This window comes from Streptomyces sp. NPDC054932 (assembly GCF_053610205.1).
This window is the reverse complement of record NZ_JBSGXU010000001.1, coordinates 38,868-53,752: the sequence shown is the minus strand read 5'-3', so window position 1 is coordinate 53,752 and position 14,885 is coordinate 38,868. Positions and strand designations below refer to the sequence as shown.

At 71.1% G+C, this 14,885-nt stretch carries 14 protein-coding genes; 12 read left to right on the top strand and 2 right to left on the bottom strand.

The genetic code is table 11. The features are described 5' to 3' along the window. Positions 1-93: 93 nt before the first annotated feature. The 6 genes from ACWGE1_RS00280 to ACWGE1_RS00255 all read left to right on the top strand — a co-directional run bounded on the left by ACWGE1_RS00280 (position 94) and on the right by ACWGE1_RS00255 (position 4,749). Positions 94-606 carry a DinB family protein gene (locus ACWGE1_RS00280; protein ID WP_453418324.1) on the top strand — a complete coding sequence of 171 codons (513 nt, stop codon included), beginning with the start codon at positions 94-96 and terminating at the stop codon, positions 604-606. Positions 607-670: 64 nt separating this feature from the next. After that, positions 671-1,300 (top strand): PadR family transcriptional regulator, encoded by a 630-nt coding sequence (locus tag ACWGE1_RS00275; RefSeq protein ID WP_453418323.1) that lies wholly within the window; start codon positions 671-673, stop codon positions 1,298-1,300. A gap of 72 nt (positions 1,301-1,372) precedes the next feature. Further along, positions 1,373-2,305, top strand: a complete 933-nt coding sequence (locus ACWGE1_RS00270) for an ATP-binding cassette domain-containing protein (RefSeq protein ID WP_453418322.1) — start codon at positions 1,373-1,375, stop codon at positions 2,303-2,305. After that, the gene (locus tag ACWGE1_RS00265; protein ID WP_453418321.1) at positions 2,302-3,084 is read left to right on the top strand and encodes an ABC transporter permease; all 783 of its coding nucleotides are present in this window, start codon (positions 2,302-2,304) and stop codon (positions 3,082-3,084) included. The genes ACWGE1_RS00270 and ACWGE1_RS00265 overlap by 4 nt, the downstream gene beginning before the upstream one ends. Before the next feature lie 76 nt (positions 3,085-3,160). Then, positions 3,161-3,919 carry a MerR family transcriptional regulator gene (locus tag ACWGE1_RS00260; protein WP_453418320.1) on the top strand — a complete coding sequence of 253 codons (759 nt, stop codon included), beginning with the start codon at positions 3,161-3,163 and terminating at the stop codon, positions 3,917-3,919. 119 nt (positions 3,920-4,038) lie between these two features. Then, complete coding sequence (locus ACWGE1_RS00255; RefSeq protein WP_453418319.1) at positions 4,039-4,749, top strand: VTT domain-containing protein; 711 nt, start codon at positions 4,039-4,041, stop codon at positions 4,747-4,749. Between the two features lie 158 nt (positions 4,750-4,907). On the opposite strand, the gene ACWGE1_RS00250 is transcribed toward ACWGE1_RS00255, so the two are convergent. Together ACWGE1_RS00250 and ACWGE1_RS00245 are read right to left on the bottom strand one after the other, a co-directional pair. Then, on the bottom strand, positions 4,908-6,548 hold the full coding sequence (locus tag ACWGE1_RS00250) for a threonine/serine ThrE exporter family protein (RefSeq protein WP_453418318.1): 1,641 nt from the start codon (positions 6,546-6,548) through the stop codon (positions 4,908-4,910). A gap of 192 nt (positions 6,549-6,740) precedes the next feature. Next, entirely contained in the window at positions 6,741-7,235 is a 495-nt protein-coding gene (locus ACWGE1_RS00245; RefSeq protein WP_008742522.1) for an inorganic diphosphatase, read from the bottom strand. 133 nt (positions 7,236-7,368) lie between these two features. Between ACWGE1_RS00245 and dacB the strand changes: the two genes are divergently transcribed. The 6 genes from dacB to folE all read left to right on the top strand — a co-directional run bounded on the left by dacB (position 7,369) and on the right by folE (position 14,873). Next, on the top strand, positions 7,369-8,850 hold the full coding sequence (gene dacB, locus ACWGE1_RS00240) for a D-alanyl-D-alanine carboxypeptidase/D-alanyl-D-alanine endopeptidase (RefSeq protein WP_453418317.1): 1,482 nt from the start codon (positions 7,369-7,371) through the stop codon (positions 8,848-8,850). Positions 8,851-8,888: 38 nt separating this feature from the next. Beyond that, a complete protein-coding gene (locus tag ACWGE1_RS00235) occupies positions 8,889-10,031 on the top strand; it encodes a zinc-dependent metalloprotease (protein ID WP_453418316.1) in 1,143 nt (380 codons plus the stop codon). A gap of 225 nt (positions 10,032-10,256) precedes the next feature. Next, positions 10,257-11,294 (top strand): tRNA lysidine(34) synthetase TilS, encoded by a 1,038-nt coding sequence (gene tilS, locus ACWGE1_RS00230; RefSeq protein WP_453418315.1) that lies wholly within the window; start codon positions 10,257-10,259, stop codon positions 11,292-11,294. Between the two features lie 66 nt (positions 11,295-11,360). Beyond that, on the top strand, positions 11,361-11,921 hold the full coding sequence (hpt, locus tag ACWGE1_RS00225; protein WP_030010907.1) for a hypoxanthine phosphoribosyltransferase: 561 nt from the start codon (positions 11,361-11,363) through the stop codon (positions 11,919-11,921). A gap of 210 nt (positions 11,922-12,131) precedes the next feature. Continuing rightward, positions 12,132-14,159 (top strand): ATP-dependent zinc metalloprotease FtsH, encoded by a 2,028-nt coding sequence (gene ftsH / locus ACWGE1_RS00220; RefSeq protein WP_453418314.1) that lies wholly within the window; start codon positions 12,132-12,134, stop codon positions 14,157-14,159. 105 nt (positions 14,160-14,264) lie between these two features. Continuing rightward, the gene (gene folE, locus ACWGE1_RS00215; RefSeq protein WP_453418313.1) at positions 14,265-14,873 is read left to right on the top strand and encodes a GTP cyclohydrolase I FolE; all 609 of its coding nucleotides are present in this window, start codon (positions 14,265-14,267) and stop codon (positions 14,871-14,873) included. Positions 14,874-14,885 lie beyond the last annotated feature (12 nt).

Genomic DNA, 14,885 nt, shown 5'->3' with positions numbered 1-14,885 from the left:
GAATTAGGACATGATCTGACCGCATCGCTCCGTAGCGTGGGGGTTGTCGGGGGAGAGGCCCCCGGCGACACCCCACGCAGAGGCGGTCAGGTCATGGCTCAGATTTCCACCGAGGTCCTCGGCGACGAGCGCGGCACGCTCCTTGCCTTCGTCGAGGCCCAGCGCACGGCGATCCGCGAGACGCTCCTCGGGCTCGACGAGGAGCAGGCGGCGAGCCGCCCGAGCGCCAGCGAGCTCAGCCTGTCCGGGCTGCTGAAGCACGTGGCGGAGGTCGAGCTGAACTGGCTGCGGCTGGCGCAGCAGCGGCCGAACGAGCGGCTGCGCGACGAGGCGAGCTACGGCGACAGCTTCCGCCTCGTCGAGGGCGAGTCCATCCCGTCCGTGCTGGCCTTCTGGGACGGGGTCCGGCAGGAGACGGAGGCATTCGTCGCCGCAGTCCCGAGCCTGGACGTGACCTTCCCGCTGCCGCCGGCGCCCTGGTTCCCCAAGGACACCAAGGTGTCGGTCCGCTGGATGCTGCTGCACCTGGTGGAGGAGTTCGCCCGGCACGCCGGCCACGCGGACATCGTCCGCGAATCCATCGACGGCACCAAGGCGATGGGCTAGGCGAAGGGCGGGGCGGGCGACGGGCCGAGCGAGGGGCCGCGCGGCCGGGGCTTAGCCTGGCTCCATGTCAGCGATCCGGCTTCTTGTCCTCGGCGCCGTCCGCCAGCACGGGCGGGCCCACGGGTACCAGGTGCGCAACGACCTGGAGTACTGGGGCGCCCACGAGTGGTCGAACACCAAGCCGGGATCGATCTACCACGCGCTCAAGCAGATGGCGAAGCAGGGCGTCCTGCACGCGCACGAGGTGGCGCCGAGTGTCGCGGGCGGGCCGCCGCGCACCGAGTACGAGGTGACGGACGCGGGCCGCGAGGAGTACTTCAGGCTGCTGCGCGAGGCCCTCGCGGCGTACGACCAGAAGACGGACGTGCTGTCGGCGGCGATCGGCTTCATGGTCGATCTGCCGCGGGCGGACGTGCTCGCGCTGCTCCGGGAGCGGATGGCGAAGCTGGCGGCCTGGCGGTCGTCGGTGACGGACTACTACACGCCGGAGGGCGGCCCGGAGGCGCTGGGTCACATCGGCGAGATCATGCACATGTGGGTGCACTCCGCGGATGCCGAGGCGCAGTGGACGCAGGGGCTGATCGCCCGGATCGAGTCGGGCGCGTACTCCTTCGCGGGTGAGGGCGGCGATCCGTTCGTGGGGGTCCTCGCGGACGGCCAGGAGAATCCGTACGCCGCGCAACAGGATGCGTAATCAAGTTTGACTAGCTGCAAGGCGGGCATTACCTTGGGCGCCCGCAGCTAATCAAATTTGACTAACGGAGGAGTGGTTTTGGCGATCTCCGTCGAAGGTGTCCACAAGCGGTACGGCGACAAACCCGCGCTGGCCGGGCTCGACCTGGAGGTGGCGCCCGGCACCGTGCACGCGGTGCTCGGCCCCAACGGGGCAGGCAAGACCACGGCCGTGCGGATCATGAGCACCCTGCTCCGCCACGACGAGGGGGTGGTCCGGGTGGCGGGCCACGACGTGCGCACGGACCCGGCAGCCGTCCGCTCGCGGATCGGGCTGCTCGGCCAGCACGCGGCGCTCGACGAGGAACTGGCCGGGCGGCAGAACCTGGAGATGTTCGGCCGCCTCCACCACCTGGGCGCCCGCCGGGCCGGGCTGCGGGCCGACGAACTGCTGGAGCGCTTCGGCCTCGCGGACACCGGCCGCAAGGCGGTCAAGCAGTACAGCGGCGGCATGCGGCGCCGGCTCGACCTCGCCGCCTCCCTGATCACGGACCCGCAGGTGCTGTTCCTGGACGAGCCGACCACCGGCCTCGACCCGCGCGGCCGCGCCGAGGTGTGGAGCGCGGTCCGCTCCCTGGTCGGCGGCGGCACCACCGTCCTGCTCACCACGCAGTACCTGGAGGAGGCCGACCAGCTGGCCGACCGGATCGCCCTGATCGACGGCGGCCGGGTCGCGGCCGAGGGCACGGCCGACGAACTCAAGGCCCTGGTCGGGGCCGACCGGATCGTCGTCGTCCTGCGGGACGCGGCCCGGCTGGCGGAGGCCGCGCGGCTGCTTCCCGACCCCACCGTCGACCCCGACACCCTGACCCTGAGCTTCCCGGTGGAGGACCGCATGGCAGGCCTGGCCCGGACCCTGCGGACGCTGGAGGAGGCGGGCGTCGAGGCCGCCGACCTCGCCGTCCGGCGCCCCACGCTGGACGAGGTCTTCCTGCACCTGACCGACCGCCAGGAGGTGGCCGCATGAGCGCGGCATGGGTGGTCTCGGACTCCTGGACGATGACCCGGCGCGAGCTCGCGCACTGGGCGCGCCAGCCGGTCCAGATGCTCGTCGGCCTGGTCTTCCCCGTGATGATGCTGCTGATGTTCGGCTTCCTGGTGGGCGGCGGCCGAGGCATCGACGGCGAGTACGTCGAGTTCCTGGTCCCGGGGATGCTCGCCCTCACCATGGTCTTCGGGCTGGAGGCCACCCTGACGGCCGTCACCCAGGACCTGAACAAGGGGGTGATCGACCGCCTCCGCGCCATGCCGATGTCCTCCTCGGCGGTCCTGGTGGGCCGCAGCGCCGCCGACATGCTCCAGTCGGCCGTCGGACTGCTGGTCCTGGCCGCGGTCGGGCTGCTGCTCGGCTGGCGCTGGCACGGCGGCGCGGCCGCCGCCCTGCTCGCCTTCGGGCTGCTCCTGCTGCTGCGCTTCGCGATGCTGTGGATCGGGATCTGGCTCGGCATGGTCGCGGGCCGGCCGGAGCTGGTGCAGGCGGTGCAGATCCTGGTGTGGCCGGTGGGCTTCCTGTCCAACGCGTTCGCCACGCCGGAGTCGATGCCGGGCTGGCTGGGCGCGGTGGTGGAATGGAACCCGCTCTCGGCGACGGCCACCGCAGTCCGCGACCTGTTCGCCAACCCGGCCGCGGCGCCCCCCTCGTGGGCCGCCGACCACGCGGCCCTGCTGGCGGTCGCGTGGCCGCTCCTGCTGCTCGCGGTCTTCTTCCCGCTGGCGGTGGGCCGCTACCGGGGCCTGAGCAGGTAGCCGCCGAAGAGGACTTGCACCTCACGCCACGTGAGGGACCACAGTGAAGGGCGTACCCGAGCAGAGGAGGGAAGAAATGGGCTTCTCCGTGGGCCAGGTCGCCGGTTTCGCCGGAGTCACGGTGCGCACCCTGCACCACTACGACGAGATCGGTCTGCTCTCCCCGAGCGGCCGCAGCCACGCGGGACACCGGCGGTACGACGACGCCGACCTGGACCGGCTGCAGCGGATCCTGTTCTACCGGGAGCTCGGCTTCCCCCTCGACGAGGTCGCGGTCCTGCTGGACGACCCGGAGACGGATCCGCGGGAGCATCTGCGCCGGCAGCATGCCCTGCTGATCGACCGGATCGACCGGCTCCAGCAGATGGCCAAGGCCGTTGAGCACGCCATGGAGGCGAAGAAGATGGGCATCAACCTCACGCCCGAGGAGAAGTTCGAGGTCTTCGGGGACGACGACCCCGAGCAGTACGCCCAGGAGGTCGAGGAGCGCTGGGGCGACACCGAGGCGTACGCCGAGTCGCAGCGCCGGGCGGCCTCGTACACGAAGGACGACTGGCAGCGGATCCAGGACGAGTCCGCCGACTGGGGCCGCCGCTACGTGGCGCTCATGGAGGCGGGCGAACCCGCCGACGGCGAGCGGGCGATGGACCTGGCCGAGGAGCACCGCCGGCACATCAGCAAGTGGTTCTATGACTGCCCGTACGAGATGCACACCTGCCTCGGCGAGATGTACGTGGCGGACGAGCGGTTCACAGCGTTCTACGACGCGATGAAGCCGGGTCTCGCCGAGCACCTGCGGGACGCGATCCTCGCCAACGGCGTGCGCAGCGTGTAAGCGGAATATCACGCAAGCGACCCCCTCCGGTACCTGGAACCGGGCGGGGGTCGTGTGCGTTGATAATTGAAAACCGCCCGTCCCGCAGCACACCCCTGATCCAGGAGAGCCCGGAACCCGTGTATACGCTTGCGCTCGGCCCTACGTGGCTGTCCCCGGACTATCTGATCTCGCACTTCGGCCTGATCGGCATCCTGGTCATCGTCTTCGCCGAGTCCGGACTCTTCGCGTTCCTCCCCGGCGACTCCCTGCTGTTCACGGCGGGCCTGCTGGTCGCGGACGGTCAGTACATCAAGCAGCCGCTGTGGCTGGTCTGCACCCTGATCGTGGCCGCCGCGATCATCGGTGACCAGGTCGGCTACATGATCGGCAAGTTCTTCGGACCGAAGCTCTTCAACCGGCCGAACTCCAAGCTCTTCAAGCGGGAGAACCTGGACAAGGCGCACGAGTTCATGGACAGGCACGGGCCGAAGGCCATCGTGCTCGCCCGCTTCGTGCCGATCATCCGCACCTTCGCCCCGATGGTCGCGGGCGCCGGCTCGATGAAGTACCGCACCTTCCTGACGTACAACATCATCGGCGGCATCGGCTGGGGCGCGGGCGTCACGATCGCCGGCTACTGGCTCGGGCAGATCGAGTTCATCAAGACGAACGTCGAGCCGATCCTCGTGGGCATCGTCCTGGTGTCGGTCATCCCGGTGGTCTTCGAGGTCCTCAAGGCCCGCAAGGAGGGCAAGGCGAACGCGGCCGCCGAGGCGCCCGCGGTGACCGCCGCCGACGGCTCGGGCCCGCAGGCCCCGGGCGCGCGCGGCCGCCACGCCAAGCGCTGACCGCCGCCGCCCGCGGCACCGTCCGTACGCCCGTACCGCCCCGGAGATCCGTGAGGGTCTCCGGGGCGTACGCGTACCCGGGGCGGGCCGCACGGGCCTGCTCGGGCCCCGCAGGGGCCGGACGGGCCCGCTCGTGCCGCCCGGCCGCCCCGTGCCGCTCAGAAGCCTCGGGTCCGCTTCGCCGCACGGCGCTTGGCGGCGCTCGCGGCCCCCGGGATGCGCATGAACAGCCGCGAGGCCTCCGACCCGAGGTTGACCCCGATGGCGATGGCCAGCGCGATGGCCGCGGCGTTCACCAGCGAGCCCAGGCCCTCGTTCAGCCGGTTCTCGGCGATCAGCAGCAGCCCGTAGTACACCGCCGAGCCGGGCAGCAGGGGGCCGATGGCGGCCGTCACGTACGGCAGGGCGGAGGCGAAGCGGTAGCGGGAGAAGAGCTGCCCGAAGAGGCCCACCAGTCCGGCGGCGATGGCCGTGGACGGGACGGGCGGGATGCCCCCCGCGTAGTGCAGGGCCCCGAAGGTGACCCAGGCGACCGCGCCGTTCAGCGTCACGATCAACACGGTGGAGCGTTCCTGCTGGAGCAGGATCGCGAAGGTGAACACCAGCACCATCGAGGCGGCGATCTGGATCAGCGGCCGCTGCTGGATCTGCAGGACCTCCTCCGGCCGCGGCGAGGCGTCGAACTGCAGGCCCACGTAGAGCACCACCAGCACGCCCATGATGATGCCGATGAAGAGGTACATGACCTCCAGCAGCCGGGCCGACGCGGTGATGTAGTAGCCGGTCAGGCCGTCCTGCACGGCCGCGACCACGGCCCGTCCCGGCAGCAGCGCGAACAGCCCGCCGGTGATCACGGCGGAGGCCTTGACGTCGATCCCGGTCATGTTGAGCGCGACCCCGAGGGCGGCGGGCGGCATCGCGGCGACCACGAACTGGTAGAACTCGGGCAGACCGCGCCCGGCGCACAGCCAGGCCAGGCGGTCGCCGAGGACCGCTCCGATCGCGGCGGCGAAGAAGACGAGGACCCCGCCGCCGACGAGCGTGGAGGCGGCGCCGGCGAGCAGTCCGGCGGAGGCCGTGAGCATCCAGCCGGGGTACGGGTGCCGGTTGCGGCGGATCTCGGCGAGGCGCCGGTAGGCCTCCTCCAGCGTCACGTCGATCTCGTGGGCGCTGATGTCGTCCACGAGCCGGAAGACGGCCGCGAGCCGGTTGTAGTCGGTGCCGCGGCGGCGCACGGTCCGGCTGGCCGAGACCGGGTCGCCCACCAGCGACGGGTGATGGGTGATCGACAACATGGTGAAGGTGACGGTCGGCTCGCAGCGGTCCAGCCCGTAGGAGCGGGCCACCGCGAACATCGCGGCCTCCACGTCCTCTGCGCCCTCGCCGCCCGCGAGCAGCAGCTCGCCGATGCGCAGGGTCAGGTCGAGCACGCGGCCCACGGCGGGGCCGGTCTCGCTCTGCCGCTGCACCGGCTCGGGCATGGGCCGGATGTCGACCGGCATGCGCAGCATCGTGCGCATGCGGTCCTGCCAGGGCGATTCCTTCATCTGCGCGACGGGGAAGCCCTGGCCGGGGGTGTAGGCGGGCGGGGACTGCGAGGCCCGGTAGGTGGCGGGGGCGGCGAAGGCCGACCCCTCCGGCTCGGCCTGCGCCGGTTCGGTGCCCGCCGGAAGGGCGAATTCGGAGGTGGGCTGGTCCTCCTCCAGAGCCTCCGGCTCCATCCCGGGCGGCGCCGTGAAGGCGCTGTGCGCCTCGTCGGACTGGGGCTTCCTGTCCTGTGCCCCGTCGGCCTCCGCCACGCGTCCTCCAGTCCGTGATCACCCGGGGTATCAGTATGCGGAATCGTTTCCTCCCACCGCATACCCGGCCGGGCCGTTCCCGGACCGCAGCGGCCCGGGAACGCGACGGCGGGCGGCACCCCGAGGGGTACCGCCCGCCATGTCACAAGAGGCGCGGGGCAGTGCCCCGGCCCGTTACCGCCGAGCGCGAGCTCAGTGGTGGCCGCCCTGCGCCTCCAGGCGCTTGTACGAGGCCTCGATCTCGGCCTCGGCCTCGGTGCGGCCGACCCAGTTCGCGCCCTCGACGGACTTGCCCGGCTCCAGGTCCTTGTAGACCTCGAAGAAGTGCTGGATCTCCAGGCGGTCGAACTCGGACACGTGGTGGATGTCGCGCAGGTGCTCGACACGCGGGTCGGAGGCCGGCACGCACAGCAGCTTGTCGTCGCCGCCCGCCTCGTCCGTCATGCGGAACATGCCGATGGCGCGGCACTTGATCAGGCAGCCCGGGAAGGTCGGCTCGTCGAGGATGACCAGCGCGTCCAGCGGGTCGCCGTCCTCGCCGAGGGTGTTCTCGACGAAGCCGTAGTCGGCCGGGTAGCTGGTCGAGGTGAAGAGGCGACGGTCCAGACGGATCCGGCCGGTCTCGTGGTCCACCTCGTACTTGTTCCGCGAACCCTTGGGGATCTCGATGGTGACGTCGAACTCCACGTCCTGCTCCTCCATGATCAGCTGCATTGCTTCGAGACTGCGTTGATTCACCTGCGCGCGCGTCCGCCCCAGCCCTGCCGGGTGGGGTGCCATGCTCGCGGCAAGACGCAGTGGTTAAGTGTCCCTCACGCAGATGTGTGATCGCGAAAGGGGCTGGTCCGAGGTGCCATTCGACAAGACGTGGCAGCTCATCGCGGGTTCGGCCGTCGCCGGCCTGGCCCTGTCGGTGGCAGCGGTGGCCGCCGCCGGTCCTTGGGACTCCGGCCAGCGTAAGGCCGAGCGGGACAGGGCCGCCTCCTGGGACCGTACGGGTGGCGCAGATCACGGCGTCGGGCCCGGTTCCGGGGGCCTGCCGCAGGCCGCGCCCAGTGCCCCCGGGGTGCTCGGCGGGATCGGCCCCGGCGCCCTGCGCGGGCAGTCCGCCGCCCCCGCCGAGCCCGCCTCCGCCGGGGGCCTGGCCGCCGTGCTGAAGCCGCTGCTCGCCGATCCCGCGCTCGGCAGCGTCCGTACCGCGTCCGTCGTCGACACCGCCACCGGGCAGGTCCTCTACGAATCCGGGGCGCGGGACGCGATGACCCCCGCGTCCACCGTCAAGATCGCCACCGCAGCGGCCGTGCTCGCCGCCCTCGGGCCCGAGCACCGGATCAGGACGACCGTCATGCCCGGCACCGCCCTCGGACAGATCGTCCTGGTCGGCGGCGGCGACCCCTCGCTCACCGCGAAGAAGAAGAGCCCCGCCGGATCCGGCGGCAGCCTCGTCGCCCTCGCCGGCGACACCGCGCAGGCCCTCAAGGCTGCAGGCACCGACACGGTGACCCTGGCCTACGACGACAGCCTCTACAGCGGACCGGCCCGCCACCCGATCGGCCTCAACCCCAACATCGCTCCCGTGACCGCCCTGGCGGCCGACGAGGGCCGCTCCGACGACTCCACGTCCGGGCCCGCGGACCGGACCGAGGACCCCTCCGGGGAGGCCGCGCGGGCCTTCCGCACCCTGCTGGGGGAACGCGGCATCAAGGTCACCGCCGCACCGGCCCGGGCCAAGGCCGCCGCCGGGGTCCAGCCGCTGGCCGTCACCCTCTCCACCCCGGTGGCCGGGCTCGTCGAGCGGATGCTGACCAACAGCGACAACGACATCGCCGAGGCCCTCGCCCGGCAGACCGCCCTGGCCTCCGGCCGCCCCGCGAGCTTCGAGGGCGCCGAGCAGGCCGTCACCGACCGGCTCGCCGCCCTCGGCATCGACACGGCCGGCTCGCGCTTCGCCGACGGCAGCGGTCTGGGCCGAGCCGACAAGGTCAGCGCCGGCCTGCTGACCGGGCTCCTCGTCAAGGCCGCCGACCCAGGGCGCCCGGAGCTGCGGCCGGTCCTCACCGGACTGCCCGTCGCCGGATTCACCGGGACCCTGAGGGCCCGCAACGCCGGCAGCTCCCCGGCCGCCGGCCTGCTCCGGGCCAAGACCGGCACCCTGACGGGGGTGAACTCCCTCGCCGGGACCGTCGTCGACTCCTCCGGCCGACTCCTCGCCTTCGCCTTCCTCACGGCGAACAGCCCCGGCCCCGAGGGCGCGGAGAAGGCCCTCGACAAGCTCGCCGCGGCCGTGGCGACCGCTTCGTAGGGGGTCCGCAGAAGGGCCGGTCCACGTACGGTTGACGCATGACGAGCATCAGTGGTGCGGAGATGGTCGACTGGAACCTCGCGGTGGCGACCGCGACCCGGCTGGTGCGACCCGGCCCGGAGGTCACCCGGGACGAGGCGCGCGCCGTCGTGGCGGAGCTGCGGCGGCACGCCAGGACCTCGGAACGGCACGTGCGCGAGTTCACCCGGATGATCCCCGAGGGGTCGGCCGTCCCCGACACGCCCGTCCTGGTCGTCGACCGGGCCGGCTGGGTCAAGGCCAACGTCGCCGGGTTCCGCGAGCTGCTCCAGCCGCTCCTCGGCAAGATGCAGGACCGCCGCGCGGGCGCCCCCGGCGGAGCCGTCCTCGGCGCCGTCGGCGGCAAGGTCACCGGCGTCGAGCTGGGCATGCTGCTGAGCTTCCTGGCCTCCCGGGTCCTCGGCCAGTACGAGACCTTCGCGCCGGTCTCCCGGGACCTGCCGGCCTCCGCGGCGGGGGGCCGGCTGCTGCTCGTCGCGCCCAACATCGTGCACGTCGAGCGCGAGCTGGACGTGCACCCGCACGACTTCCGGCTGTGGGTCTGCCTGCACGAGGAGACGCACCGTACACAGTTCACGGCCGTCCCGTGGCTGCGCGCGCACCTCGAAGGCGAAATCCAGACGTTTCTCGGGGCCACCGAGGTGGACCCCTCGACCGTGCTGGAGCGCATCCGCGAGGCCGCCCAGTCCTTCGCGGGCGCCCGCCCGGACGCCGAGAGCGGCGACGAGGGACGCTCCCTCGTGGAGCTCGTGCAGACCCCCGAGCAGCGCGAGATCCTGAGCCGCCTCACCGCGGTCATGTCCCTGCTGGAGGGCCACGCCGACTTCGTCATGGACGGGGTCGGCCCCCAGGTGGTGCCCTCGGTCGCCGAGATCCGCGAGAAGTTCCAGCAGCGCAGGGCCAGCGGGGCGGGCCGGCTCGACGCCGCCCTGCGCAAGCTGCTGGGCCTCGACGCCAAGCTGCGCCAGTACCGCGACGGGGAGCGGTTCGTCCGCGCCGTCGTCGGCCAGGTCGGCATGGACGGCTTCAACCGGGTGTGGACCTCCCCGAACACGCTGCCGACCAAGGCGGAGATCGCCAAGCCCGCCGACTGGGTGGCCCGGGTGCACCGCAAGGGGAGCGAACAGAGCGAAGCGGAGTGACACAAGGGGCGTAAACATGTCTCACTGGGGGAAGCAGCGTCACCCGTCCGAGGGACCGTGGGCCGTGGAAGGCCGTGCGATGCTCGGGGAACGGCTCGGTTCTGTCACCATCGACGCACTCTGAGTGACATCCTCCCGTTCCGCGGGGGGCAGCCGGGCAACAGCACCCCAGCGCACCACCCCAACGCCTCCGAGGCATCCGAACACCATCGAAGGGCACCGGACATGGGTCCCCATCCTGCGGTCGCGGCGATACGCCTGGCGGTCCGCCGCGTACTCCACGACGTCCTCACCGATCTCACCGACAGTCCCGGCCGCTCCCGCGCCGCCGGGGGTCACCCGCCGCTCGTCCTCGTCGCCTGCTCCGGCGGTGCCGATTCCATGGCGCTCGCCTCGGCCCTCGCCTTCGAGGCCCCCAAGCTCGGCATCAGGGCCGGTGGCATCACCGTCGACCACGGCCTCCAGCCCGGCTCCGACCTGCGTGCCGCCGAGGTCGTCACCCGCATGACCGCACTCCGCCTCGACCCGGTGGAGTCCGTCGCCGTGCGCGTCGGACGCGACGGCGGACCCGAGGCCGCCGCCCGCGACGCCCGCTACGGAGCCCTGGACGAGGCCGCGGACCGGCTCGGCGCCGCCGCCGTGCTGCTCGGCCACACCCGGGACGATCAAGCCGAAACCGTCCTGCTGGGCCTGGCCCGCGGCTCCGGCATCCGTTCGCTGTCCGGCATGCCCGAGGTCTCCGGCGGCAGCGCCGGCCGCACGAACCGCTACCGCCGCCCGTTCCTCCAGGTCGACCGGCAGACCGCCCGCAAGGCCTGCATGGTCCAGTCCCTCCCCGTCTGGGACGACCCGCACAACATCGACCCCGCCTACACCCGCTCCCGGCTGCGCCACGAGGGACTGCCCGCCCTCGAGAAGGCGCTCGGCAAGGGAGTCGTCGAGGCACTCGCCCGCACCGCGCAGCTCTCCCGGGACGACGCCGACGCCCTGGACGCCTGGGCCGCCGAGGCGGAGACCGGCGTACGCGACGCGGACGGGCGCCTGGAGTGCGCCAAGCTCTACGCCCTGCCCCCGGCCGTCCGCCGCCGCGTGCTGCGCAGGGCCGTGGTCGCGGCAGGGTCCCCCGCGGGTTCCCTCTTCGCCCGCCACATCGAAGAAGTCGACCGCCTCATCACCGGATGGCGCGGTCAGGGCGCCATCAACCTGCCCGGCCGGGTCGAGGCCCAGCGGCAGGGTGGCAGACTTGTCATTCGGCAGGGCTGATTGGTGCTGAAACACGGCTGAGTCCTCCGGGGTCGCCCCCCGGAGCCCCGGCCGACAACGAAAGTGATGCGGGTGGACGAGAAGGACATGGGCAACGACCTCCAGTCGGTGCTCATCACCAAGGAAGAGATCGACGCGAAGCTGGCCGAGCTGGCCGCGAAGATCGACGCGGAGTACGCGGGCAAGGACCTGCTCATCGTCGGTGTGCTCAAGGGCGCCGTGATGGTGATGGCGGACCTGGCGCGCGCCTTGTCCACCCCGCTCACCATGGACTGGATGGCGGTGTCCTCGTACGGCGCCGGGACCCAGTCCTCCGGTGTGGTGCGGATCCTCAAGGACCTGGACACCGACATCAAGGACAAGCACGTCCTGATCGTCGAGGACATCATCGACTCGGGCCTGACGCTGTCCTGGCTGCTGTCGAACCTGGGCTCCCGCCAGCCGGCCTCCCTGGAGGTCGTCACGCTGCTGCGCAAGCCCGAGGCCGCGAAGGTCGCGATCGACGTGAAGTGGGTCGGCTTCGACATCCCCAACGAGTTCGTCGTGGGCTACGGCCTGGACTACGCGGAGAAGTACCGCAACCTGCCGTTCGTCGGCACGCTCGCCCCGCACGTCTACGGCGGCTGATCCCACCACCGCTCCCGTCCCCGGGAACCCCGGCAGGCCTGCGGGGAACCTGGGGGCGATTCCCGCCGTTGGAGCAGGGGAAGGCGGGTCTGTCAGCCGTCCCACGGGGCCGCGGGTGACAATACAGGGGTACATTCCGAAGAACAGTCTTTACTCACAGCAGCATTTACCTACGGGCAGGAGGGACGGGGCGCCTGGCGCCCCGTATGGATGGACGTGAAGCGATACTTCCGTGGGCCGGTCATGTGGATCGTGCTGGCCGTCCTCGCCGTGGTCGTGTTGATGAATGTCGTCGGCTCCGGCGGCGGCTACAAGTCGGTGGACACCAGCGAGGTCATCAAGGCGATCAACAGTGGCCAGGTGGAGACAGCCAAGCTGACCACCGGCGACAGCCAGATGATCAAGATCGAGCTCAAGCAAGGCGAGAAGCTCGGCAAGCACGACGGCACCAAGTTCCAGGCCAACTACATCGGGGATCAGGGCGTCCAGCTCGCCCAGAGCCTCCAGACCAAGTACGACGCCGGTCAGATTCCGGACGGGTACTCCGTCACTCCGGACAAGACCAGCCCGTTCCTGAGCGTGCTGCTCTCGCTCCTGCCCTTCGTCCTCATCGTCCTCGTCTTCCTGTTCCTGATGAACCAGATGCAGGGCGGCGGCTCCCGGGTCATGAACTTCGGGAAGTCCAAGGCCAAGCTCATCACCAAGGACACCCCGAAGACGACGTTCGCCGATGTCGCGGGTTCGGACGAGGCCGTCGAGGAGCTCCACGAGATCAAGGAGTTCCTCCAGGAGCCGGCGAAGTTCCAGGCCGTCGGCGCGAAGATCCCCAAGGGCGTGCTGCTGTACGGCCCGCCCGGCACCGGTAAGACCCTGCTGGCGCGCGCCGTCGCGGGCGAGGCCGGTGTCCCCTTCTACTCGATCTCCGGGTCCGACTTCGTCGAGATGTTCGTCGGTGTCGGTGCCTCGCGTGTCCGTGACCTGTTCGAGCAGGCCAAGGCCAACGCCCCGGCGATCGTCTTCGTCGACGAGATCGACGCCGTCGGCCGGCACCGCGGTGCGGGTCTCGGCGGCGGTCACGACGAGCGCGAGCAGACCCTCAACCAGCTGCTGGTCGAGATGGACGGCTTCGACGTGAAGGGCGGCGTCATCCTGATCGCCGCCACGAACCGTCCGGACATCCTCGACCCGGCGCTGCTGCGCCCGGGCCGCTTCGACCGGCAGATCGCGGTCGACCGCCCGGACATGCAGGGCCGTCTGGAGATCCTCAAGGTCCACCAGAAGGGCAAGCCGGTCGCCCCGGACGTCGACCTCGGCGCCGTCGCCCGTCGCACGCCCGGCTTCACCGGTGCCGATCTCTCCAACGTCCTGAACGAGGCCGCGCTGCTCACGGCCCGCTCGGACAAGAAGCTGATCGACAACCACTCGCTGGACGAGGCGATCGACCGCGTCGTGGCGGGCCCGCAGAAGCGGACCCGGATCATGTCGGACCGGGAAAAGAAGATCACCGCGTACCACGAGGGCGGACACGCCCTGGTCGCGGCGGCCTCCCCGAACTCCGACCCGGTCCACAAGATCACGATCCTGTCCCGCGGCCGGGCCCTGGGTTACACCATGGTCCTGCCCGACGAGGACAAGTACTCGACCACGCGCAACGAGATGCTCGACCAGCTGGCGTACATGCTGGGCGGGCGCGCGGCCGAGGAGCTGGTCTTCCACGACCCGACCACCGGCGCGGCGAACGACATCGAGAAGGCCACCGCCACGGCGCGGGCCATGGTCACGCAGTACGGCATGACCGAGCGCCTCGGTGCGATCAAGTTCGGCGGCGACAACACCGAGCCGTTCCTGGGCCGCGAGATGTCGCACCCGCGGGACTACTCGGAAGAGGTCGCGGCGCTGGTCGACGAAGAGGTCAAGAAGCTCATCGAGACCGCGCACAACGAGGCCTGGGAGATCCTCGTCGAGAACCGTGACGTCCTCGACAACCTGGTCCTCGCGCTGCTGGAGAAGGAAACGCTGAACAAGGAGCAGATCGCCGAGATCTTCTCCACGATCGTGAAGCGTCCGGCCCGCCCCGCGTGGACCGGTTCCTCCCGCCGCACCCCCTCCACCCGTCCGCCGGTGCTCTCTCCCAAGGAGCTCCAGCTGACGAACTCGGCGAACGGCACGTCGGCCTCCGTCGCGCCGGTCTCCACGGAGAAGGGCATCGAGGTGGCACCCGAGGACCGTCCCGAGTAGCCGGCGGCTCGACCCACCCGGAATGGAAGCCGCGCCCCCCAGGTTCTAGCCTGGGGGGCGCGGCACATTTGTACGACCGCGTGTGCGGACAGGAACGAGGATGAGATGACCGACCCGGTGACCCTGAACGGTGACGAGGGCAGGATCGGCGAGTTCGACGAGAAGCGCGCGGAGGCGGCGATCCGTGAACTCCTGATCGCGGTCGGCGAGGACCCGGACCGCGAGGGGCTCCTGGAGACCCCGGCGCGCGTGGCGCGCGCGTACCGGGAGATATTCGCCGGCCTGTACCAGAAGCCGGAAGAGGTCCTGACCACGACGTTCGACCTCGGGCACGACGAGATGGTCCTCGTGAAGGACATCGAGGTCATGTCGAGCTGTGAACACCACCTCGTCCCGTTCCACGGTGTCGCCCACGTCGGCTACATCCCGTCCACCGACGGCAAGATCACCGGCCTGTCGAAGCTGGCCCGCCTCGTGGACGTCTTCGCCCGCCGCCCCCAGGTGCAGGAGCGCCTGACCACGCAGATCGCGGACTCCCTGATGGAGATCCTGGACCCGCGCGGCTGCATTGTGGTCATCGAGTGCGAGCACATGTGCATGACCATGCGCGGAGTCCGCAAGCCCGGCGCGAAGACGATCACTTCCGCGGTCCGCGGTCAGCTCCGCGACCCCGCCACCCGCAACGAGGCGATGAGCCTGATCATGGCCCGCTGACCCCCGTCCGGA

Bases quoted from the DNA above. Each gene is read 5' to 3' on its own strand.
- ACWGE1_RS00280 (WP_453418324.1), top strand. From the start codon at position 94: ATGGCTCAGATTTCCACCGAGGTCCTCGGCGACGAGCGCGGCACGCTC.
- ACWGE1_RS00275 (WP_453418323.1), top strand. From the start codon at position 671: ATGTCAGCGATCCGGCTTCTTGTCCTCGGCGCCGTCCGCCAGCACGGG.
- ACWGE1_RS00265 (WP_453418321.1), top strand. From the start codon at position 2,302: ATGAGCGCGGCATGGGTGGTCTCGGACTCCTGGACGATGACCCGGCGC.
- ACWGE1_RS00260 (WP_453418320.1), top strand. From the start codon at position 3,161: ATGGGCTTCTCCGTGGGCCAGGTCGCCGGTTTCGCCGGAGTCACGGTG.
- dacB (WP_453418317.1), top strand. From the start codon at position 7,369: ATGTGTGATCGCGAAAGGGGCTGGTCCGAGGTGCCATTCGACAAGACG.
- ACWGE1_RS00235 (WP_453418316.1), top strand. From the start codon at position 8,889: ATGACGAGCATCAGTGGTGCGGAGATGGTCGACTGGAACCTCGCGGTG.
- tilS (WP_453418315.1), top strand. From the start codon at position 10,257: ATGGGTCCCCATCCTGCGGTCGCGGCGATACGCCTGGCGGTCCGCCGC.
- hpt (WP_030010907.1), top strand. From the start codon at position 11,361: ATGCGGGTGGACGAGAAGGACATGGGCAACGACCTCCAGTCGGTGCTC.
- ftsH (WP_453418314.1), top strand. From the start codon at position 12,132: ATGGACGTGAAGCGATACTTCCGTGGGCCGGTCATGTGGATCGTGCTG.
- folE (WP_453418313.1), top strand. From the start codon at position 14,265: ATGACCGACCCGGTGACCCTGAACGGTGACGAGGGCAGGATCGGCGAG.